This is a genomic window from Pseudomonas sp. TE3899 (assembly GCF_056279105.1).
In genome coordinates, this window is sequence record NZ_JBWBQR010000001.1 from 6,475,025 (window position 1) to 6,497,291 (window position 22,267).

General features: G+C 60.2%; 17 protein-coding genes. 8 read left to right on the forward strand and 9 right to left on the reverse strand.

Features of this window, described 5'->3' with window-relative positions:
- The first annotated feature begins 11 nt into the window (after positions 1-11).
- The 3 genes from ACZ89E_RS29455 to groL all read left to right on the forward strand — a co-directional run bounded on the left by ACZ89E_RS29455 (position 12) and on the right by groL (position 2,722).
- The gene (locus tag ACZ89E_RS29455) at positions 12-488 is read left to right on the forward strand and encodes an FxsA family protein (RefSeq protein WP_149657970.1); all 477 of its coding nucleotides are present in this window, start codon (positions 12-14) and stop codon (positions 486-488) included.
- A 247-nt stretch (positions 489-735) separates the two neighbouring features.
- Positions 736-1,029, forward strand: a complete 294-nt coding sequence (locus ACZ89E_RS29460; protein ID WP_019827816.1) for a co-chaperone GroES — start codon at positions 736-738, stop codon at positions 1,027-1,029.
- A 49-nt stretch (positions 1,030-1,078) separates the two neighbouring features.
- Positions 1,079-2,722 (forward strand): chaperonin GroEL, encoded by a 1,644-nt coding sequence (gene groL / locus ACZ89E_RS29465; RefSeq protein WP_149657969.1) that lies wholly within the window; start codon positions 1,079-1,081, stop codon positions 2,720-2,722.
- Between the two features lie 193 nt (positions 2,723-2,915).
- Here the strand turns inward: groL and ACZ89E_RS29470 are convergent, their stop codons facing one another.
- Both ACZ89E_RS29470 and ACZ89E_RS29475 read right to left on the reverse strand, forming a co-directional pair.
- Complete coding sequence (locus ACZ89E_RS29470; protein ID WP_149657968.1) at positions 2,916-3,659, reverse strand: phosphatase PAP2 family protein; 744 nt, start codon at positions 3,657-3,659, stop codon at positions 2,916-2,918.
- 54 nt (positions 3,660-3,713) lie between these two features.
- Positions 3,714-5,663, reverse strand: coding sequence for an LTA synthase family protein (locus ACZ89E_RS29475; RefSeq protein ID WP_463258340.1), 1,950 nt, complete (start codon positions 5,661-5,663; stop codon positions 3,714-3,716).
- Positions 5,664-5,865: 202 nt separating this feature from the next.
- Between ACZ89E_RS29475 and colR the strand changes: the two genes are divergently transcribed.
- The 5 genes from colR to ACZ89E_RS29500 all read left to right on the forward strand — a co-directional run bounded on the left by colR (position 5,866) and on the right by ACZ89E_RS29500 (position 9,589).
- Positions 5,866-6,549 carry a two-component system response regulator ColR gene (gene colR, locus ACZ89E_RS29480; RefSeq protein ID WP_128872610.1) on the forward strand — a complete coding sequence of 228 codons (684 nt, stop codon included), beginning with the start codon at positions 5,866-5,868 and terminating at the stop codon, positions 6,547-6,549.
- Positions 6,539-7,819: a sensor histidine kinase gene (locus tag ACZ89E_RS29485; RefSeq protein ID WP_149657965.1), complete on the forward strand. Its 1,281-nt coding sequence runs from the start codon at positions 6,539-6,541 to the stop codon at positions 7,817-7,819. Before colR ends, ACZ89E_RS29485 begins: the two co-directional genes overlap by 11 nt.
- A gap of 153 nt (positions 7,820-7,972) precedes the next feature.
- Positions 7,973-8,641, forward strand: a complete 669-nt coding sequence (locus tag ACZ89E_RS29490; RefSeq protein WP_149658163.1) for a class I SAM-dependent methyltransferase — start codon at positions 7,973-7,975, stop codon at positions 8,639-8,641.
- A 4-nt stretch (positions 8,642-8,645) separates the two neighbouring features.
- Positions 8,646-9,359 carry a lipopolysaccharide kinase InaA family protein gene (locus ACZ89E_RS29495; protein ID WP_476256907.1) on the forward strand — a complete coding sequence of 238 codons (714 nt, stop codon included), beginning with the start codon at positions 8,646-8,648 and terminating at the stop codon, positions 9,357-9,359.
- Positions 9,360-9,361: 2 nt separating this feature from the next.
- Positions 9,362-9,589: a hypothetical protein gene (locus ACZ89E_RS29500; RefSeq protein WP_133838174.1), complete on the forward strand. Its 228-nt coding sequence runs from the start codon at positions 9,362-9,364 to the stop codon at positions 9,587-9,589.
- A gap of 139 nt (positions 9,590-9,728) precedes the next feature.
- Here ACZ89E_RS29500 and ACZ89E_RS29505 read toward each other — a convergent pair whose 3' ends face one another.
- The 7 genes from ACZ89E_RS29505 to ACZ89E_RS29535 all read right to left on the reverse strand — a co-directional run bounded on the left by ACZ89E_RS29505 (position 9,729) and on the right by ACZ89E_RS29535 (position 21,724).
- Complete coding sequence (locus tag ACZ89E_RS29505; RefSeq protein ID WP_149657963.1) at positions 9,729-12,764, reverse strand: multidrug efflux RND transporter permease subunit; 3,036 nt, start codon at positions 12,762-12,764, stop codon at positions 9,729-9,731.
- Positions 12,765-12,777: 13 nt separating this feature from the next.
- A complete protein-coding gene (locus ACZ89E_RS29510) occupies positions 12,778-13,926 on the reverse strand; it encodes an efflux RND transporter periplasmic adaptor subunit (protein ID WP_476256908.1) in 1,149 nt (382 codons plus the stop codon).
- Positions 13,927-14,190: 264 nt separating this feature from the next.
- Complete coding sequence (locus ACZ89E_RS29515; RefSeq protein ID WP_476256909.1) at positions 14,191-15,288, reverse strand: DUF1513 domain-containing protein; 1,098 nt, start codon at positions 15,286-15,288, stop codon at positions 14,191-14,193.
- Between the two features lie 14 nt (positions 15,289-15,302).
- Positions 15,303-16,367, reverse strand: coding sequence for an imelysin family protein (locus ACZ89E_RS29520; protein ID WP_149657960.1), 1,065 nt, complete (start codon positions 16,365-16,367; stop codon positions 15,303-15,305).
- A gap of 26 nt (positions 16,368-16,393) precedes the next feature.
- Positions 16,394-17,821, reverse strand: coding sequence for a di-heme oxidoreductase family protein (locus ACZ89E_RS29525; protein WP_149657959.1), 1,428 nt, complete (start codon positions 17,819-17,821; stop codon positions 16,394-16,396).
- 289 nt (positions 17,822-18,110) lie between these two features.
- Positions 18,111-19,460 (reverse strand): imelysin family protein, encoded by a 1,350-nt coding sequence (locus tag ACZ89E_RS29530; RefSeq protein ID WP_476256910.1) that lies wholly within the window; start codon positions 19,458-19,460, stop codon positions 18,111-18,113.
- A gap of 212 nt (positions 19,461-19,672) precedes the next feature.
- Positions 19,673-21,724: a putative bifunctional diguanylate cyclase/phosphodiesterase gene (locus tag ACZ89E_RS29535; RefSeq protein ID WP_149657957.1), complete on the reverse strand. Its 2,052-nt coding sequence runs from the start codon at positions 21,722-21,724 to the stop codon at positions 19,673-19,675.
- Between the last annotated feature and the right edge of the window lie 543 nt (positions 21,725-22,267).

The following is a 22,267-nucleotide window of genomic DNA, read 5'->3' on the forward strand; positions in this document are numbered from 1 at the left end:
GGAACCATTTGATGCGCCCTTTTTTATTGCTCTTTGTACTGTTTCCGGTGTTGGAGCTGTTCGTATTCGTCAAGGTCAGCGGGGCCATCGGGTTTTTTCCGGCCCTGCTGTTGATCATTCTCGGCTCGATGCTCGGCGTGTTCGTGCTGCGGATCGCCGGTCTGGCCACTGCACTGCGTGCCCGTGAAAGCCTGAACCGCGGCGAGCTGCCGGCCCAGACCATGCTTGAAGGTTTGATGCTGGCTTTGGCTGGCGGTCTGTTGATCCTGCCGGGCTTCGTCACAGACGTGCTGGGCCTGATCATGCTGCTGCCGCTGTCGCGTCGTTTGCTGGCGAACAAGATGCGCCAGCGCGCTGAAGAGGCTGCCATCCGCCAGCGTGCCTTCGCCGATGACCTGCAACCGCGGGGCGGTCCCGCCCCTCGTCAGCCGTTGGGCCGCGAGCCCGACGTGATCGAAGGCGAGTTCGAACACCACGATCCCAAGTAAAGCGTTTCAGCTGCGCGGCACCTTCGGGTGCCGTGTTCATTTGCGGGCAACAACATGAAAAAATTTGCTGGCCCGCCCTTGTAATAAGCTTATGCGCCCTTATGTAACGGTCACCGCAAGGTTTCTGGCGATCATGCCAGACAGACTTCCGCGGTTCGCTCGACGAACCGCACCCGGCACCGCCGGATTTGTTAAACCCGCCGGGAATACACCGGCCGATGAAAACCACAATTAGGAGAGATCGACAATGAAGCTTCGTCCTCTGCATGACCGCGTCGTCATCCGTCGCAGCGAAGAAGAAAAGAAAACCGCTGGCGGTATCGTCCTGCCAGGTTCGGCTGCTGAAAAAGCCAACAGCGGCGAGATCCTCGCTGTCGGTACCGGCCGCGTGCTGGACAACGGTGAAGTGCGTGCACTGGCCGTTAAAGTGGGTGACAAGGTTGTGTTCGGTCCGTACTCCGGCAGCAACACAGTGAAAGTCGACGGCGAAGACCTGCTGGTAATGGCTGAGAACGAGATTCTCGCTGTTATCGAAGGCTGATTCCCCGCTCATTTTCCCGCTACTACAAAGTATTTAAGGAATATCGATCATGGCTGCTAAAGAAGTTAAATTCGGCGATTCCGCCCGCAAGAAAATGCTCGCCGGTGTCAACGTCCTGGCTGACGCAGTAAAAGCGACCCTGGGCCCTAAAGGCCGTAACGTGATCATCGAGAAGAGCTTCGGCGCTCCGACCATCACCAAGGACGGCGTTTCCGTAGCCAAAGAAATCGAACTGAAAGACCGTTTCGAAAACATGGGCGCGCAGCTGGTCAAAGACGTTGCCTCCCGTGCCAACGATGACGCAGGCGACGGCACCACCACCGCTACCGTTCTGGCTCAATCGATCGTCAACGAAGGCCTGAAAGCCGTCGCTGCCGGCATGAACCCGATGGACCTGAAGCGCGGCATCGACAAAGCGACCATCGCTATCGTCAAAGAGCTCAAAGCCCTGTCCAAGCCTTGCGCTGACACCAAGGCCATCGCTCAGGTCGGCACCATCTCGGCCAACTCCGACAACTCCATCGGCGACATCATTGCCGAAGCCATGGAAAAAGTCGGTAAAGAAGGCGTGATCACCGTTGAAGAAGGCTCGGGCCTGGAAAACGAACTGTCGGTTGTTGAAGGCATGCAGTTCGACCGTGGCTACCTGTCCCCGTACTTCGTCAACAAGCCAGAGACCATGACCGCCGAGCTCGACGGTCCACTGATCCTGCTGGTCGACAAAAAGATCTCGAACATCCGCGAAATGTTGCCAGTACTGGAAGCCGTTGCCAAAGCCGGCCGTCCACTGCTGATCGTGGCCGAAGACGTTGAAGGCGAAGCCCTGGCGACTCTGGTTGTGAACAACATGCGTGGCATCGTTAAAGTCGCAGCCGTCAAGGCTCCGGGCTTCGGCGACCGTCGCAAGGCCATGCTGCAGGACATCGCTGTCCTGACTGGCGGTACCGTTATCTCCGAAGAGATCGGTCTGAGCCTGGAAAGCACTACCCTGGAACACCTGGGTAATGCCAAGCGCGTGATCCTGTCCAAAGAAAACACCACCGTGATCGACGGCGCTGGCGTTGAGACTGATATCCAGGCTCGCGTTCTGCAAATCCGTCAGCAAGTGGCTGACACTTCGTCCGACTACGACCGTGAAAAACTGCAAGAGCGTCTGGCCAAGCTGTCCGGCGGCGTTGCAGTGATCAAGGTTGGCGCTGGTTCCGAAGTCGAAATGAAAGAGAAGAAAGCCCGCGTTGAAGACGCCCTGCACGCTACCCGTGCAGCCGTTGAAGAAGGCGTGGTACCTGGCGGCGGCGTGGCACTGGTTCGCGCTCTGCAGGCTATCTCCGAACTGAAAGGCGACAACGCTGATCAAGACGTTGGTATCCAGTTGCTGCGTCGCGCTGTTGAAGCGCCACTGCGCCAGATCGTTGCCAACTCCGGCGACGAGCCAAGCGTTGTAGTCGACAAGGTCAAGCAGGGTTCGGGTAACTACGGTTACAACGCTGCTACCGGCGAATACGGCGACATGATCGAAATGGGCATCCTGGACCCGGCTAAAGTGACGCGTTCGGCGCTTCAGGCAGCGGCTTCCATCGCCAGCCTGATGATCACCACCGAAGCCATGATCGCCGAGATCAAGGAAGAAGGCGGTGCTGGCGGCGGTATGCCAGACATGGGCGGTATGGGTGGCATGGGCGGCATGATGTAAGCCAGCCTTACCCCTGTAAAAAAACCCCGCCTGCGAAAGCAGGCGGGGTTTTTTATTATTGGTCAAAAGGTATGTTGATTCTTACGGCCTCTTCGCGGGCAAGCCTCGCTCCTGCAGGGGGAGGTGTTGTGTCATCAATCGCGATGACAACCACGATCCTGTAGGAGCGAGGCTTGCCCGCGAAGACGTCAGCTCAGACGCTGACCGATTGCGTCTTGGTAACCCGTTCAGCCTTGCCCGCCGGTCGATACAGGATGTAGTAATACGACCCCAGACAAATCAACCAGCAGAAAATCGCCGTCCACACGTTGTGCGAGAAGAAGTGCGCGCCCTGCATCATCCGGCTGATGGAAAACACCGTGCCCAGCGCCGCGGCAAAGATAAACGCCTTGCGCGCCAGCCGTGGACGGCGGTCGCGCAGCACAAAGAACAGCGCAAACAGCGTAAAACCAGTTGCCGCATGACCACCCGGCCAGCAGCGGCCCGGTTTGTCGGTGTGTGGGCGCGGGCTCAGCAGTTCGCTGTAGGTTTCATGGCCGCCGAACTGTTCCAGGCTCCATGGGCATTGCACCGCTGTCACCACTTTGACCGGGGTGACAAAGGACGTGGCCAGGCCCAACGACAGCACCAGGCAACCCAGCTCCCGTTTGAACGGTTTGAGCTTGTCGACAAAAAACGCGCAGATGAAACCGATCACCGCAAACACCGAGAAAGCGATGACCACCTGTTTGGCCCGGTCATGCAGGATGTCTTCGAGGAAGTAGCTGTGGCGGCCAATGAAGTCCCCGGCCGCCGGATCATAAAAGTACCTGGCCAGATTCATGTCCAGATCGGTCAGTTCGAGCAGCAGCAGCACGATGGCCGCGATGGCGGGAACCCCGAGGCACACCCAGAAATTGAGCGGCCTGGACACGGGGCGAACAGCAGTTGATGACATGGTGGATCCTGAACGTAGGAAAAAGCCCCGGGGCATCAGCCCGGGGTCATTCGGTTAACGTACGCTGACCTGGGGCGTGCCCTCCTTGGGCGCTTTCCAGCCAAGCAGCTGTTGCTTGAAGCCATAACTGGCGCTTTGGTAGTACGTGATGGCGCGGGTGATCAACGGGTCGCTGGCCTCGGCCTTCGATTCGCGGCTTTCGGTCAGTGCGTCGTCATGCCGGCGCAGGCCCTGGCGCGGACTCAGGATCGCCAGATCCTTGCCGTCGAACAACCCCAGGTGCTGATAATTGCCGACCACGACGCGCGGTGGCAGGGGATTGTCCTGCAACAGATTGCGCCCGAAAAATGTCGATTGGTAATCCAGGTTCAGCAAGCCCAGCAACGTCGGCGCCAGATCAATCTGGCTCGCCAGTTGTGCGGTTTCCCGGGCCTCGATCAGCTTCGGCGCGTAGATGAACAACGGAATCTGATAGTTGCTGATCGGCAAGTCTTCCTTACCGGCGCTGCCTGCGGTGTGGTCGGCGACGAACACGAAAATCGTATTGTCGAACCACGGCTTTTGCCGCGCCTGTTCCAGAAACTGGCCGATGGCATAGTCGGTGTACTTCACCGCGCCGTCTCGACCGTTGCCGGACTTGATGTCGATGCGATTGTCCGGATAGGTGTAAGGCCGATGATTGGAGGTGGTCATCAGTTGCAGCAGAAAGGGCTGCTGTTTGGCGTAGTCGGCGTCGGCCAGTTTCAGGGTCTGGGTGTAGAGATCTTCGTCAGCCATACCCCAGGCGTTCTTGAAGTGAATTTGCGCTTCATCGACGCTGCTCTGGTCAACCACGCGATAACCGTTACCGCTGAAAAACGCGTTCATATTGTCGAAGTAACCACGCCCGCCATACACGAACACGCTGTCGTAACCCACGGCACCGAGCTGCTGGCCGAGGCTGGCGAAACCGCTTTCACGGCCCACGCGCTTGACGATCGAACGGCCCGGCGTCGGCGGGATGGCCAGGGTAATGGCTTCCAGGCCGCGATCGGTGCGGGTGCCGGTGGCGTAGAAATTATTGAAGTACAGGCTCTGTTTGCGCAGGGCATCCAGGTTGGGCGTCAGGTTGCGCTCGTCGCCGTTGCTGCCCATGTACTTGGCGCTGAAACTTTCGATGGTCACCAGCACGATGTTGGGTTTGCGCGGGGTGCCCGGGTTATCGATGTTGCGGCGGATGTCTTGTGGGTCCTGGCCAACGAACTGTGCGTTAGGTTCGCTCAGTTCGGCGCGAATCTGCTGGGCCACGACGTCGGGCGGCAGACTTTTGTAGAACTGCGGGTAGTCCAGCTCATTGTTGCGAAACGCGGCGAAGAACTGGTACGGGCCATTGCTTGCCAATTCATTTTGATAGGCGTTGCCACCCTGGGCGCGCGGTGCGTCCTGGCTGAGCAGTTGCAGGCTCAGGCCGGCGACGATCAACAAGCCCAAGGCATTGACCAGGCGTCGACGCAGTGGCGGCAGCGGTGCGTCCAGTGCCGCATTGAAGGCCCTGCGCAACGCGAAGCTCAGGGCCACGGCCAGCACGGCGAGGATGCTCAGCAACGTGCCGATCGGGTACGACTCCAGCAGGTTGTTCAAGACTTCATCGGAATACACCAGGTAATCCACGGCGATGAAGTTGAAACGCACGCCGAACTCGTCCCAGAACAACCATTCGGCCACGGACGTGAACAGCATGGCAAACAGGCTGACGGTCAACAGCCCTTGCAGTAACCAGCGATGGCCCCGGCGACGCCACAAGGCGGGCGGGCAGAGCAGCAGGTAGAGGCCCATCGGCAAAGCCGCATAGGCAATGAACCCGAGGTCGTAAAGAAATCCGATGGCAAAAACCGACACAAAACCGCTACCGGCCTCATCCAGGTGAGTGAGCAGCAGAACGGTCCGGGTCAAAGAGAAAATCACCAGCCAGGCGCTGGTGACGAGCAGCAGAAAGCGCATAGGCGCTGTCTTGAAAAAGTCCATTGGCTACATTCCTTATATCAATGGCGCGGGAGTTTCACCGGGCCACTGTAGTCAGGTTGTGAACCGATAGTGAAAAACTTGTTAAGTCTTTCATTTTGTTGGACGAATGGATGGATCCGGTCTTCGGCCCTAGCCCTGCGCTGCGCTTGGCCGTAAGCTGCGCGAGCCGAAGATGGCCGTTACTGTGTACGGAGGAGTGCCCATGCGAATTCTATTGGTTGAAGACAACCGCGATATCCTCGCCAATCTGGCGGACTACCTGGGGCTCAAGGGCTACACCGTGGATTGCGCGCAGGATGGTTTGTCGGGACTGCACCTGGCGGCCACCGAGCATTACGACTTGATCGTGCTCGACATCATGCTGCCCGGCATTGACGGCTATACCTTGTGCAAGCGCCTGCGTGAAGACGCCCGCCGTGATACGCCGGTGATCATGCTCACCGCCCGGGATCAATTGGATGACCGCTTGCAGGGCTTCAAGTCCGGCGCCGACGACTACTTGATCAAACCTTTCGCCCTGTCCGAACTGGCGGCACGCATCGAAGCGGTCATGCGTCGGGCCCAGGGCGGCGGGCGGCGTACCCTGCAGGTCGGCGACCTGAACTACGACCTCGACACCCTGGAAGTGACACGCGAAGGCCGCCTGCTGAAACTCAATCCGGTCGGCCTCAAGTTGCTGGCGGTGCTGATGCAGAAAAGCCCCCACGTGCTGCGCCGCGAAATCCTTGAAGAAGCCCTGTGGGGCGATGATTGCCCGGACAGCGACAGCCTGCGCAGCCACGTTCATCAACTGCGCCAGGTGATCGACAAGCCTTTTGCCAAGCCTTTGCTGCAAACCGTGCACGGTGTGGGTTATCGCTTGGCCGAGGGCCGTGATGGAGTTTAAGCAGAGCCTTGCTCAACGGATCATCATTGCCTTTGCGCTGATGAGCGCGCTGGTGGCCGGGGCCTTCGCCATGGGCATCGTGGCGACCGTGCACCTGGTGGAAGAGAAACTGATTTCGGCAGGCCTGGGCGGCGACTTGCAACGGCTATTGCTGATGGACAGCGTCTCGGACTGGAGCCACCGCCCGGAGCCCGACCAGCTGTTCTATTTCAGTGGCGGGCCAGGGGACTTCGAGTTGCCCAAGGACCTGCGTCACCTGGAACCGGGTTTTCACGAAGTGTTTCGCGAGCAGCTCTCGTATCACGCGATGGTCGAAGTCGTCGACGGCCGGCGGTACGTGCTGTTGCAGGATCAGAGTGATTTCGAGGAGCGTGAGCGGGTGCTGTTTGCCGTGGTGCTGGTGGGCTTCGTCCTGAGCCTGGCACTGGCGGTTTTTCTCGGCTGGATCCTGGCGCGCAAAGTCATGGCGCCCGTGGTGCGGCTGGCTCGGCAAGTACGGCATCGCGATCAGTTATTGGGTTTGGCGCCGCCCTTGGCGCCCGACTACGCCGCGGACGAAGTGGGCGAACTGGCGGTGGCCTTCGACGCCACGCTCGGACGTCTGCGCCAGGCTTTGACCCGTGAGCGCCTGTTCACCAGTGACGTCAGTCATGAGTTGCGCACCCCGCTGATGGTCTTGGCCAGTTCCTGCGAATTGCTGCTGGAAAACCCTGGCATCGACCAGCGCGGTCGCGCCCAGGTCGAGCGCATCGCCAGGGCCTGTGAGGAAATGCGTGAGTTGGTGCAAACCTTCCTGATGCTTGCCCGTGCCCAGCATGAAGACGCCAGCATGTCCCCGCAGCAGACGGTCAGCCAGGTGGCTGACGGGCTGCTCAATCTCTGGCGTGAGCCGATCGAGTCCAAGGGCTTGACGCTGGACTTCGAGCGGGGAAGTCCTGCGAATCAGGGCTACAACGCGACGCTGTTGCATGCGGTCATGGGCAACCTGTTGCGCAATGCTCTGCACTACACCGAAACCGGGTTCATTCGCCTCACCCTGAGAGGTACCGGGTTCGTCGTCGAGGACAGCGGTGTCGGTATTCCGGAAGAAAAGCGCGAGGCGATGTTCGAACCCTTTGTGCGGGGCTCCGAAAAACGTGGCGAAGGCCTGGGGCTGGGCTTGTCGCTGGTGCAGCGGATCTGTGAGAGCCAGGGCTGGACCGTCAGCCTGACCACCATGGAACCAAACGGCTGCCGTTTTGAAGTGGAATTGGGTAAGCCTCGGGCCTGATTGAAAGGCGGTGGCCCCGCGCCACTATCCAATCCTTGTAAAACCCTGAAATACTTGGTGATTGTACACAACGAAGTTTTCACAAAGTCATGACCTGACGCTGACATGACGCTACCTAAGGTGGTTGCCATCAGCAATTCAGGAGCATTTGATATGACGGGCCCGATCAAGCTGGATTTTTCGGAAAAGTACGACGATCAACACGCGCAAAAATATTTGCGCAAGCACCAGGACGGTCTCGGTCGTCGATTGTCCCATTGGCGTGACGAACAACTGGCACGCAAGGCGCTGACCCTGGCCGGCGAGCCTGGTTTGGTCCTCGATTTACCCAGTGGTGCCGGGCGTTTCTGGCCGTTACTGGCAGAAAAGCCCAATCGGGTGATCATCGGAGCCGACAACTCCGAATCAATGTTGAAAATTGCGACCCAGTCGCAGCCGGCTGAAGTGGTGAAACGGGTACAACCCTTGCACACTTCTGCATTCGACATTGCTTTGCCTGATAACGCCGTCGACAGCATTTTTTGCATGCGTTTGCTCCATCACATCGGGGAAGCCGAGCATCGACTGGCCATCCTGCGCGAATTCGAGCGTGTCACCCGTGACAGCGTGATCATTTCGTTGTGGGTGGACGGCAATTTCAAGGCCTGGAAGCGCAAGCGCGCCGAGAAAAAGCGCGGGCAGGAAGGTTACCAAAATCGCTTTGTGTTACCGGCCACCACGGTTGAAAAGGAGTTCGAACAGGCGGGTTTTCGTATCCAGGAACAACTGGACTTTTTACCGCTCTATGCCATGTGGCGAGTTTACGTATTACGCAAGAGGTAACAGGATGGCAGTGCAATGTGCAGCAGAAACGGAAGTCGCTTCCCAGGACCGCTTCGACTATTTCTGGAATCAGCGCGGTGAATGGGTAGAAGAACCCAACGTCCGTCGCGGCGGGGAAAGTGGCGTGCAGCGCGTCCGGGGCAACGACGGGCAACTGCTGTATGCCAAGCGTCAGACCGGGCATATCTACCGCAGTTGGTTGCACCCGTTCGGCCGACCGACCGTATTGCGCGAGCAGGATGCGCTGATCGGTTTGACGGCGCTCGGCGTGCGCGTGCCGGAAATGGTGTTCTGTGGTGCCCAACGGGACCCGGTGCACAAATGGCGCGCGTTGCTGGTTACCAAGTCTCTGGATGGCTTTGAGGAAATCGAACACTGGTATGCCGGTGGCGGTCGCGAGCGTCATGGCGAAGTGGTACACGAGCGCGTCCTCAAGGAACTGGCCGAGAACCTGGCCCGCATGCACAAGGGGCGCTGGCAGCACAGCTGCATCTACATCAAACACGTATTCGTGCGGGTGACTGGCGAAGGGGATGCGGCCACGGTGGAAGTGGCGTTGATCGATCTTGAAAAGTGCCGCCAGCGTTTGACCGCCCAGCGTGCCGCCGCCCATGACATGAAGCAGCTGCGTCGCCACTCGTCGTTCAGCGATACAGACTGGAAGAATCTGGTCTACTTTTATGAGACGGCGTTTGGCAGCGCTATCAAGGGTTTATAGCGATGAAACTCGAAATTGCACGAGGTGTGTTTCTTCTAGGAGCCTTGGCAGTTGCTTCATTGGCGGTGGCGGCTTGGGAGCAGCCCCGCACGCAAGTCCTCAGTGCAGTGAACGATGGCGCTCACTGTCCGTTGCCACGGGTTGCCAAAGCAGCCGTGGCCACACAACCTGATCATGACTTGTTACTGTTCATGTTCGGACTTTCACAGGGATTGAGGCCGCAAAGTTGAACAGATTGAAGCCAAAATAAAAGGCCTCGCAGATGCGGGGTCTTTTTTTTGGCTGATCGTTGATCGTTCCCACGCTCCGCGTCCCAAAGCGTGACGCAGAGCGTCACAAGAGGCATTCCCACGCGGAGCGTGGGAACGATCATCGGACGGAGGGTTTATCGGGCTTGGCCAGCAACGTGTACACACACGGCAGCACGAACAAGGTAAACAACGTCCCGATCGACATCCCCGTGGCGATCACCGTGCCAATATCGAAGCGGCTGACGGCCCCCGCACCGGTGGCCAGAATCAACGGCACCATGCCGAACACCATCGCCGCGGTGGTCATCAACACCGGCCGCAGACGAATGGCCGCCGCTTCCTCCACCGCTTCGCGCGGAGTCAGACCTTTCTCCTTGCGCAGCTTGTTGGCGAACTCCACGATCAGGATCCCGTGTTTGCTGATCAGCCCGATCAACGTCACCAACCCGACCTGGGTATAGATGTTCATGCTCGACCAGCCGAGGAACAGCGGGATCAACGCCCCGCAAATCGACAGCGGCACGGTGACCAGAATCACCAGCGGATCACGGAAGCTTTCGAACTGCGCCGCCAGCACCAGGAAAATGATCGCCAGGGCCAGGGCGAACGTGACCCACAGCGCGCTGCCTTCCTGAACGAATTGCCGTGACGTGCCGCCATAGTCAAAGGCAAAACCCACCGGCGCTTCTTCCTGGGCGATCTGGCGCACGGTGTCGATGGCCTCGCCCATGCTGACCAGCGGGAACCCGGTCACCGCCGCCGCGTTGAGCTGCTGGAACTGGTTCAACTGCCGTGGCCGCGCCCGGTCGGTCACGGTGATCAGGGTCGACAGTGGCAGCAGTTCGCCCTTGGTGTTCTTGACGTAGTAATTGTTCAGCCAGTCAGGGTTATCCCGGTAGGCCCGTTCGACCTGGGCGATGACCTTGTAGCTGCGCCCTTCGATGGTAAACCGATTGATTTCCGCCTCACCCAGCAACGTCGCCAGGGTGCCACCGAGGTCCTGCATCGACACGCCCATCTGCGCGGCCTTGGCGCGGTCGATATCCACCACCACTTCCGGCTTGTCGAACGCCAGGTCGATGTCGACGAAGGCAAACTTGCCGGACTCCAGCGCGCGTTTTTTCACCCGGTCCGCCACGTCCAGCAGCGAGGCGTAGTCGTTGGCGGTGTTGATGATGAACTGGAACGGCAAGCCTTCACCGGTGCCCGGCAGGGACGGCAGGTTGAAACCGAAAATCTGCAAGCCGGGAATGCTCCCCAGCTTTTTCTGAACTTCGGGCAGGATCTGCATTTGCGTGCGGCCGCGCTCGTTCCACGGTTTGAGCAGGAAGCCACCGATACCCGATTGCACGCCGTTGAAGCCATTGATCTGGAACGAGGAGTAGTACTCGGGAAACTCCTTGAAGATCGTGATGAACTCGTCGGTGTAAGTGTTCAGGTAGTCGAGGTTGGTCGGTTGCGGGGCGTTGGCAATCATGAAAATGATGCCCTGGTCCTCGTCCGGTGCCAGTTCCGTTTTGGCGAACTTTAAAAATACCGGGATCAGGCACAGCACGATCACCGCGAACACCAGCACCACCGGCCGGGTATTGAGCGTGCCGTGCAGCATGCTCTGATAGCGGCGCTTGAGGCCTTCGAAAATCAGGTCGAGGCGATGGGCCAGGCCGCTGGGATTGGTGTCATGGCGCAGCAAATAGGCGCACATCATCGGCGACAGGGTCAGGGCGACGATGCCGGAAATCACCACCGCCCCGGCCAGCGTCAGGGCGAATTCCTTGAATAGCGCCCCCGTGAGGCCCGTCAGAAAGCCGATCGGCGCATAGACCGCCGCCAGTGTGATGGTCATGGACACCACGGGCATGGCGATTTCCCGGGCGCCTTCAATGGCAGCGTCCAGCGGTGTCTTGCCTTCCTCGATGTGCCGGTGAATGTTCTCCACCACCACAATCGCATCGTCCACCACCAGCCCGATGGCCAACACCATCGCCAGCAGGGTCAGCAGGTTGATCGAGTAACCCATCATCTGCATGAAGAACATCACGCCGATCATCGACAGCGGGATGGTCACCACCGGGATCACCACCGAACGCAGGGCGCCGAGGAACAGGAAGACGACGACTATGACGATCAGCACCGCCTCAAACAGGGTCTTGATCACCTCGTTGATCGAGGCCTGGATAAACAGCGTGGCGTCGTAGGCGATTTCGCTTTTAAGGTTGGGCGGCAACTGGGCTTCCAGCTCCGGCATGATCTTGCGCACTTCCTTGATCACGTCCAGCGGGTTGGCGCCCGGGGTGGCCTTGATGCCGATGTACACCGAGGGTGTACCGCCGAAGGAGCTGATGGCGTTGTAGTTCTCGGCGCCCATTTCGACCCGCGCGACATCGCTGAGCAGCACTCGGCTGTCGCCATCGACCTTGAGCGGAATCGCGGCGAAGGCCTCGGCGGACTTGAGTTCGGTGTTGGCGTTGATGCTGGTGACCACGTACTCGCCTTTGACTTCGCCGGCGGCGGAGAGGAAGTTGTACTGGCGCACCGCGTTGGTCACATCGCTGGCGCTCAAGCCGAACCCGGCCAGTTTCACCGGGTCCAGCCACAAGCGCATGGCGAACACCTGGTTGCCGAGAATCTCGGCTTCGGCCATGCCGGGCAGTGTCGCCAGTTTGGGCTGGATGACCCGGGACAGGTAATCGGTGATCTGTGGGTTGCTCAGCTCCTTGCTGAAATAACTGATGTACATCAGCGCCGAGGCGTCGGCGGCTTCCTTGCTCAGCACCGGGTCTTCGGCGTCCTGGGGCAGCTTGTTCTTCACCTCGTTGGCCTTGGCCAGCAACTCGGTGAACAAGCGGTCGCTGTTGGAACCGATGCGTGCGTAGACGGAGATCACCGAGAAGTTCTGGCGACTGACCGAGGTCATGTAGTCGATGCCCTCGGCGCTCGCCAGGCTCTGCTGCATCGGCTGGGTGATGTAGCCCTGAATGGTTTCGGCGTTGGCCCCGGGGTAGGCGGTGGTTACCGTGATCAGGGCGTTTTCCATTTGCGGGTATTGGCGCAGCGGCAGCTTGCTCCAGGCCTGGAAGCCCAGCAGCACAATCAACAGGCTGACCACCGTGGCGAGCACCGGGCGGCGGATGAACGGATCGGTAAAAGCCATGAAGATTCCTTGATCAGTCAGTGCGTGGCTGACTGTTCTTATCGGTCAGGGTCTTGTCGTCGCTGATGGCAATGTGTGCGCCGTTGTCCAGTTTGATCTGGCCGGCCGTGACCACTTGTTCGCCGCTCTGCACGCCTTTGTTGATCATCACCAGGCCATCGCGGCGGTCGCCGGTTTCGATGAAGCGGCGTTCGGCGATCAGGATCGGTTGGCCCTTGTCATCTTTTTCCACCGTGCCGTCCTCGGCTTTTTTCTGCGCGACCACGTACAGCGAGTTGCCGTAGAGGGTGTAGGTGATCGCGCTTTCCGGGACCACGATGTGCTTTTGCGGATCCGGCAGCATCACTTGCAGGCTGGCGAACATGCCCGGCAGCAACTTGCCGTCCGGGTTGGCCAGCGTCGCACGCACCAGAATATTGCGGGTGCTGTTCTCGACCTTCGGGTTGATCGCACTGATGGTGCCGGGGAAGCTCTGCGACGGGTAAGCCGCGACGATGACCTGGATCGGTTGGCCGAGGGCGATTTTCGGCACCGATTGTTCGGGCAGGAAGAAGTCGACATAGAGGCTGCTGAGGTCTTGCAGGGTGGCGACCATGGTGCCGCTGGGGAGGTAGTCGCCGACGTCAACCTGACGGATGCCGATGGTGCCACTGAACGGCGCGAGGATGCGTTTTTTCGCCAGGGAGGCCTTGAGCTGATTGACCGTGGCCTTGTTCTTTTGCAACTGCGCCGAGAGCCGGTCGTACTCGCCTTTGGAGATGGCCCGGCTATCGACCAACTGACTGCCACGCCCGAAATCCAGCTGGGCCAACCCGAGGTCAGCCTGGGCGGTTTCCAGCAGGGCACTCTCCACGGCGCTGTCCAGTTGCAGCAGCGGTTGCCCGGCCTTGACCTTCTGCCCGGACTCGAACATCAGCTCCTTGACGGTGCCGGCGATCTCCAGGCTCAGGTTCACTCCCTGCAACGCCTTGAGCGTGCCGACAGTGGGCAAGCGCATCTGCCACGGCTGTTCGACGGCCGTGGCCACGGCGACGCTGATGGGCGGTTTCGGCTTGGCGAAACCCTGGACCATCGTGTAGATCGAAAAGGCCTTGTACCCGCCCAGGGCCAGCACAATAAGCAGGACAACCCCCAACATGATCAGCATGCGGCGACGCAGCATATTTCCACTTCCTTGGAGAAAATCAGGTGAGACAGGCGGAACATTACTCCGAGTGCGGGGGGTAATCCAACTGGCACTTATTACAGTCTGTAATGGGGCGAACACAAAACTTGTGGCGAAGGGGCTTGCCCCCGTTCGGCTGCGAAGCCGTCGTAAAACCTGTAAATGCGGGATGACTGGAGAAATGTAAGGGAGCGCTTCGCGCTCCAACGGGGGCAAGCCCCCTCGCCACAGGGTAAATTCACCCACTGGGGAGGAGGGCGCTCAGATGAGGTGAAGGTGGTTGTCCCAGAGCCCCGCCGGCAACTCCAACGGTTTTGCAACCAGATCTGTCTGACGGCAATCGTAGTACCGGCAACGGCCCTGACCCGAGGTCACGACAAACCCGTCCGCCACCGCGCCGACTCCGGCGCAGTCCGGCAGCGGCGCATCCAGGCGCACTTCGCCGCTGTCCAGGTCCCAGATGAAGAAGCGATTGCCCCGTGGCGCGGTCAGCGCGACCAGGCGCAGTTCGCTGTGCACCGCGACGCTGGCGGTGTAATGCCCCATGGCTTGCAACTGGTGCTCAGGCACCGGGAACGCCACGAACGGCTGGCCCGGACGCTTGATCGCCAGCAACTCCGACGACTCATGGGAGGGGCCCATGAATTGCTGGCTGGCGAGGATCGTGCCGTCGCTGGCAATCCCCAGGTGGCGCACGCTGTTCATCTGCTGGGCGAGGGTTTCCTTGCTCAACAGCGTGCCGTCGCGCTGCATCAAAACCAGGCTCGGTTCCATGGCGTTGAGGTTCATCTCGACCCGGCTTTCGGCCTCGGTGCGAATCCCGCCGTTGGCCACCACCAGGGTTTCGCCGTCGGGCATCCATGACACCTGATGCGGGCCGACGCCGTGAGTAGGCATCTCACCGCTGTGGATAAGTCGCTCACCTTCGAACTTATACACACCCAGCAAGCCACGACCCGGATCGGAGGTGTCGTTCTCAGTGGCGTACAAGAACTCGCCATCCTTGTGGATCACCGCGTGCCCGTAGAAATGCCGGTTCGGCTGTGAGGTCACGGTTTGCAGCAACGTGCCGTCGCGCAGGTCGATCAGGTAACTCTCGGTGCCGGGACGACGGGCCACGAACAGCGCCATCGCCAGGGTCGGGTGATTGATGATGTCGTGGCAACGCTGGCCGACCTGGGTGGCGAACACCCGGGTGCCATCCAGCCGATAACCGACGGCGTAATGCTTGCCGTCGGTATCGTCCCGCGCCGAGAGCAGCAGCGGGCTCTTGTCCTTGTGCTTGAACAGCGTCCAGCCGCCCAGCGTCACTGCTCCCAGCAGCAAACTACCTAAAGTCAGAGCCTGACGTCGCAGCATGGCACTCGCCCTCATCAGTCACCGTCGTTGGCGTTGAAGCCCAGTTGGATGCCCAGCGCCTTGGCCAGTTCGCCTTCGTGCAGGCGATGGACGACGTTGAGGCTGTCGTAGAGATCGTTGAGCTGTTGGCGGCCAGCATCGTCGTTGAGCATTTCGGTCAGCGAGCGCTGGTTGCTGGCGAACAGTTTGAGCGAAGCGGCGTAGGCGGCATCGATCTTGTCGGCCAACGGCTTCTGCTCGCTCGGCAACAGACCGCGCAGGCCTTTGTTGTCGACACCTTCCCACACGGTCTTGGCGGCGGCGAGGCTGGCTTCCAGGCCCGTCAGGGACGACTGGCTGCGCCACGCATCGGCCTGGAACGGTTGCGGCACACCCTTGGTCTGGCGGCCCATCGGCGTGCCGAGTTTTTTCTTCAAGGTGTCGAGGGCGGTGACTTGTACCCGCAGCAGATCGGCGATCGCTTCATGGGAATCGGCGTAACGCTGGTTCGGAAATTTGCTCATCTGCGCGAGCATACCGTCGGTGTTGTTCCAGCTTTGCAGAATCTCTTCGGCTAGCAGTTTCTGGCGTTCGCCAATGGCTTTGAGCAGCGGGCAATACTTGGCTTTCTGCGCGTCGTTGGCCACGTCAGGCTTGCTGTCGAACAGGATGTATTCGTAGGCCGACAGGCCCTGAACCACCACGCTCGACTTGGCCAGGGCGGCGGCATCGATCTGCGGCTGGGCGGTGACCAGTTGCTCGACCTGACGGCCGACCAGGTTTTTCTTGTCCGGCCAGAACTGCACCTGCCACGCACGATTGCCCTCGGCCAGCGGCCCGATCAGCAACGGTTGCAGCTCGGCCCAGGCTTTCTGCGCGTGCAGGAAATCTTTGCGAGCGGTTTCCAGGTCGGCCTTGCCTTCGCAGTAGGCGAGGGCGCTGACAGCCAGTTGACGGTCGGCATCAACCCAACGGCTGTAGGTCGGCAGGATCACTTGCTTGGCGATGGCTGCCGAAGTGACGGCTTGCGGATCCTGCGGCGAACAGGCGCCGAGGGCGAGCGCTGCAAGGCTGGTGAACAACAGTTTGGGACGGAACATGTCGGGCTCCCGATTCTTTTAAGTGCTTAGAGAGAATTCAAAAACGCCAACAACGCAGCGCGCTGCTCGGCATTGAAAGACAAAACCTGTTGCTGCGCCGCGCTCGCTTCGCCGCCATGCCAGAGCACGGCTTCAAGCAGATTGCGCGCGCGGCCGTCGTGCAAGAACTGGGTGTGGCCACTGACCGCTTGGGTCAGGCCAATGCCCCACAACGGCGGCGTGCGCCAGTCGCGGCCACTGGCTTTAAATTCGCTGCGGTTGTCGGCCAGGCCGTCGCCCATGTCATGCAGCAGCAGATCGCTGTAGGGGCGAATCACTTGATTGGCCAGTTCAGGTTCGGCGGCGTTGGCGGCGGTGGTGTATTTCGGCGTGTGACAGGACTGGCAGCCGGCCTGGAAAAACAGATTCTTGCCGGCCAGCACTTGCGGCGCATTGATGTCGCGGCGAGCGGGCACGGCGAGGTTGCGGCTGTAGAACAGCACCAGGCGCAGGATGTTGTCGCTGACTTCCGGCTCGCCGTTCGGGCCATTGCCGTTGGGCGCCTGTTTGCAGGCGGTTTGCGCGTCGGTGCAGTCATCGAAAGGTCGCAGGCTGGTGGTCAGGCCCATATCACCAGAGAACGCGTGAACGTTTTGTTGATTGAGGTTCGGTTGCCCGGCTTTCCAGCCGAAGCGGCCGAGGACGGTTTTTTGCTGGGCGTCGTCCCAGACCTGGTTCGGGCGCCCGGCGATGCCGTTTTTGTCTTTGGCCTGGGCCTCGGCATTGGCCAGGATCGCCTCGTCGGGGATCGCTTCGAGCAGGCCCAGGCCGATCATTGGCGGCGCGACGCGGGCCGAGAACCGGGTGTCGGGGTGCATCGGGCCGTAGCCCAGTTGGGTGATTTGCAGGACCGGTTTGCGCAGTTCGACTTCGGTGCCGTCCTTGAAGCGAATCGGCACGGGCGTGTAATCGACTCGGACTTTGCCTTCCGGGGCGACGCCGGGTACCGACATGTCTTGGAGTTGGCCGCCGTAGACCGGCTCCGGGACCACGCCCAGGTGCTCGATGACCTTGGCGTAGGCCGGCGCATCCGGGATCGACAGGCGCACCAGCATCGACACCGCATTGGTGGCATCAGGCGTCGGCGGGTGACCGCGACCGTCCTTGATGTGGCAGTTCTGGCAGGCGTTGGTGTTGAACAGCGGGCCGAGGCCATCCCGGGCGGTGGTGGTCGACGGGGCGATCACCCAGGGGCTACGGAAAAAACTGTTGCCGACGCTGAAATCCACCCGTCGTGACGGCGGCAGATTGGCCGAGGGCAGGGAAAACGAATTCTGATCGGTCTTGCGCACCGTCGCGGCGCCACCGGACCGGGCTTCACCGGGTTCGGCCGTTGTAAAACGCGGGGCGTCATCGCAGGCACTCAGGCCCAAGGCCATGAACAGGGTGCACCAGCGAAGAGGCAACGACGGCATCAGACTTCCTGACGGGCGAGCAAAATAAGGGCGCAAAGTCTAACAGGACGGGGGAATTTGAATAAGAGGAATTATCGTTTGGTTGATGTGGGGCAGGTTTCCCCGGATACCGCGGTCACTGCGATCCAATGTAGGAGCGAAGCTTGCTCGCGAAAGCGGCGTGTCAGTCACCAAAGATGTTGGATGTGAAGCCGTCTTCGCGGGCAAGCCTCGCTCCTACAAGGGATTGTGTTCTGGCGGGAATGAAAAAGGCGACCCGAAGGACGCCTTTTTATTCAGCCAGCGTTGATCAGAACTCGTGATCAGCGTTGTCCGGGTTCAGGTCGCTGATGCCCAGTTTGCCAGCGGCGGCTTCGATCGAACCGGTCTGCTTGACCAGGGATGCGATGGCGTCGCGGACGATCTGGTTGCCTGCAGTGTTGCCGGCAGCGATCAACTGGTCGTAGTGCTCACCCTTGGCGGCGTGATCGACCATGACCTGGATCTTGGCTTCGGTGGCGGCCAGGTCGGCTTTCAGTGCGGTGTCGGCAGCCGGGTCGGCCTTGGCCACCAGGGACGACAGGCTGGCGCCGGTCATTTTGGTGCCGTCGACGCGGGTGTATTCGCCCAGGTACACGTTACGCACGCCTTTGGCATCGTAGAAGTGCGAGTTGTGGGTGTTGTCGCTGAAGCAATCCTGTTCGTCTTCCGGGGAGTTGGCTTCCAGGGAAACCTTCATGCGCTCGCCCGCCAGTTCGCCCAGGGACAGGCTGCCCATGCCGAACAGCATTTTGCGCAGGCCGGTTTCGGCTGGCTCGGCTTCCAGGGTGGCGCGGTAGTTGTCGGCCACGTTCGGCTTCCAGTTGCCGACCATTTCTTGCAGGTCGCTGACCAGCAGTTGGGTCACGGATTTCAGGTAGGCGCGGCGACGATCGTTGTGACCGCCAGTTGCGCCTTTGCCTTCCAGGTAGTCCGAAGCCGGACGGTTACCGGCGCCAGGGCCGGTGCCGTTCAGGTCCTGACCCCAGAGCAGAAATTCGATGGCGTGATAGCCGGTGGCGACGTTGGCTTCGGAACCGCCCAGCTCGTTCAGGCTGGCGAGTTTTTCCGGGGTGATGTCTTTGACGTCGACCTTGTCTTCGCCGACCTGGACTTCGGTGTTGGCGATGATGTTGGCGGTGGCGCCCGGGTTACCCAGTGCGTGTTCGTAGGTCTTGTCGACGTAGTCGATCAGGCCTTCGTCCAGAGGCCAGGCGTTCACCTGACCTTCCCAGTCGTCGATGATGGTGTTGCCGAAGCGGAACACTTCGCTCTGCAGGTAAGGAACGCGTGCGGCGACCCAGGCAGCCTTGGCGGCTTTGAGGGTGTCGGCGTTCGGCTTGGCGAGGAAGGCGTCGACGGCGGTTTGCAGGGTTTTCGCGGTAGATTCGGCATCGCTGTAAACGGCGAAGACCATGTCGGCATAATGCGCGACCACAGCTTTGGCGGCGGCTTCGTCGACTTTACCGGCAGCGGCTGGCGCTACGGCAGGAGCAGCGGCGGTGCTGGCGGCCGGTGTTGGCGCTTGTGGAGCGGCAGCCTTGTCTTTGCCTTCGCCGCAACCGGCGAGGGAAATAGCGATGGCCAACAGACTGGCGGTAGCCAGAGGCATACGAATCATGGCGAACATCCTGCTTCGATTGGGGGTGGAATGGCGCTATGGGCGCGCAAAGCTGCGACATAATGCAAATCTTTCGCATTATGTGTAAAGGGTTGTGGTTGGAAATATTTCTTATTCAGGAATTTGGTGCGGTAGATCAAAAGATCGCAGCCTTCGCCAGCTCCGCGGGGATGCGATTCATGGAGCTGCCGAAGGCTGCGATCTTTTGATTTTTACAAAATAGCCGCGTTACTGCGCTGGGCCTGCTTCAAGTAGGCACTCAACTCCCGCGCAGGCAGTGGTTTGCTGTAGTGGTAACCCTGACCTTCGTGGCAACCCTCGGAAATGATGTAGGCCTCTTGCTCGGCGGTTTCCACGCCTTCGGCAATCACCTGCATGCCCAGGCTCTTGCCCAACTGGATGATCGCCCGAACGATGGTGGCATCGTCGTCGTCATCGAGCAGGTCCTGCACAAAGCTCTTGTCGATCTTGATCTTGTCCAGCGGCAGGCTTTTCAAATAGCTGAGCGATGAATAACCGGTGCCGAAGTCGTCAATCGCAATCAACGCACCGGAGCGGCGCAGGCTCAGCAAGTGCTGGGCGGCGGTGCTGATGTCTTCCATCAGGCCGGTTTCGGTGACTTCCAGTTCCAGGCTGCGCGGCGGCAGGCGGTAGATCTGCAACAGGTTGTTGACCACCCGTGGCAGCTCGGCGTGGTGCAGTTGCACGGTGGACAGGTTCACCGCCATGCGCAAGTCGGCGAAACCCTGGTCATGCCACTCGCGCAATTGCTTGCAGGCTTGATCCAGCACCCATTCGCCAATGGCAATGATGGTGCCGTTCTGCTCGGCCAGCGGGATGAACAGGTCCGGCGGTACCAACCCGTGTTCGGGATGCTGCCAGCGAATCAACGCTTCGACGCCCACCACCCGGTGATCGCGGTAGCTGATCTGCGGTTGGTAGACGAGGTAGAACTGATCGCGGGTCAGGGCATCGCGCAGGTCTTTTTCCAGTTCGCGGCGTCGGCGCATCTCGCTGTCGACGCTGGCGATATAGAACTGATAACGGTTGCGCGAGCGGGTCTTGGCCAGGGTCATGGTCTGCTCGGCTTTTTGCAGCAACTTCTCGGTGCTGTCACCGTCCTCGGGGAACAGGGTGATGCCGATGGTGGCGCGCAGGCGAATCTCTTGATGATCGAGGGCAAACGCCGCTTCCAGGTCATCGAGGATGCTTTGCGCCAGTTCGGCCGCTTCGTAAGGTTGTTCGATGTCGGCCTGGACCAGCGCAAACTGGTCGCCGCCCAGACGGGCGAGGGCGCCGAGGCGGCCGCTGTGGGCGCGCAGGCGATCGGCCAGGGCCAGCAGCAGTTGGTCGCCGGTCTGGTAGCTGAATTGTTCGTTGATGCCCTTGAAGTCATCCAGGCCCACGACCAGCACCGCGACCCGGCGTTGCAGCTTGCCGGCATCGACGAGGATCTTGTCCAGTTGCTGCTGCAATTGCTGGCGGTTCGGCAGGCCGGTGAGGAAATCGTACTGGGCCATGCGCAACAGGCTGTTTTCGGCTTCGTGGCGCAGATGGGTATTGCGTTCGATGGATTCGAGCAACTGGTTGGCGGTGTTGATCCAGATCCCCAGTTCGTTCTTTTCGTGGCCCTTGATCTGCGGAATCTTGTGTTCGCTGGGGCGGTCGGGGTTGATCTCGGTCAGGTGCTCGATGATCCGCGACAGCGGCTTGGTCAGCAGCCAGTGGTACACCAGGTACAGCACCAGGCCCATGGCGAGGGCGCGCAAGACACCGGAAATGAAGATGATCACCGAGCTGACGATGAAACCCTGGCCATAGGTGGCGGTGTCGAGGGTGATGCTCAGGTCGCCGTAATATTCGCTGTAGGGCCCACGACCCACCAGTTGGGTGGTGAACGTGCGTTCCTGGCCGAGGATCAGGTCGGTCAGCCAGCGGCTGTTGGAATGCTGCAGTTCGCGGGACTTTTGCGCGAGCATGGCTTCGTTGGGATGGCCGATGGAGGCCTGGCGCACGGCGTCGTCCTGGAACAGGCCCTCGATGACTTGCATGCCCATCTCCCGGTCCAGGCTGTAGACGGCCTGGGTGGAGGGGTCGCGGAACATGTCGAGGATGCGCTGGGCATCACCGGCCACGGCCTGGCGTGTTTTATAGGCATCGAAAACGATCTGCGCGCAGCTCAAGACCACGCCGACGATCAATGCCGACAGGAGCACGACCCGGAGCAACTTCACCGACAAGCTGTTCTTGAGTTCCAGCTTCAAAGGGTTATTCCTTGTTCCGTGCGGGTAGCATCAAGTTGCCATGAGTATTGGCAATCCCGTGATGGCAGTCAAAGGGACAATTCAGCCCTGGGGATTTTGCCTGTAGCTTGGCCAATTTTCTGTTGTTTTGAGTGTTTGTCCTATTTGTACTGTGTCGGTAGTTTTGGTCTTCAACTTGAGGGGGATCGGGACTATTTTTCCTTTGGGTTGATGTTAGTCCGCTGTGGCGTTGGGGCAAGGGGCTTCCGGCTTGTTTCATCGTCGGAAATTTCGACTGGGCTTGTGGGGCTTGGCGGCCTCTGGGCCGACCAGGCTCTTGTTGGTTGAGTACATATCCATTCCTGCGGTTACGGCCACTTATGGTTTCGCTCTTACAGCGAGTCCCTTTTGGCAAACGCCCCAAAAGGAACCAAAAGGTCTCGCCCCGGCGTCCGGCCCCTCGCTGAGGCTCGGTGTTCCCTCGCTCCGGTCCTGCTCCGTGGGCCCGCCGCCATCGGCCATCCATGGCCGGGGGCGGCTAGCCCGGCATCCATGCCGGGCTGC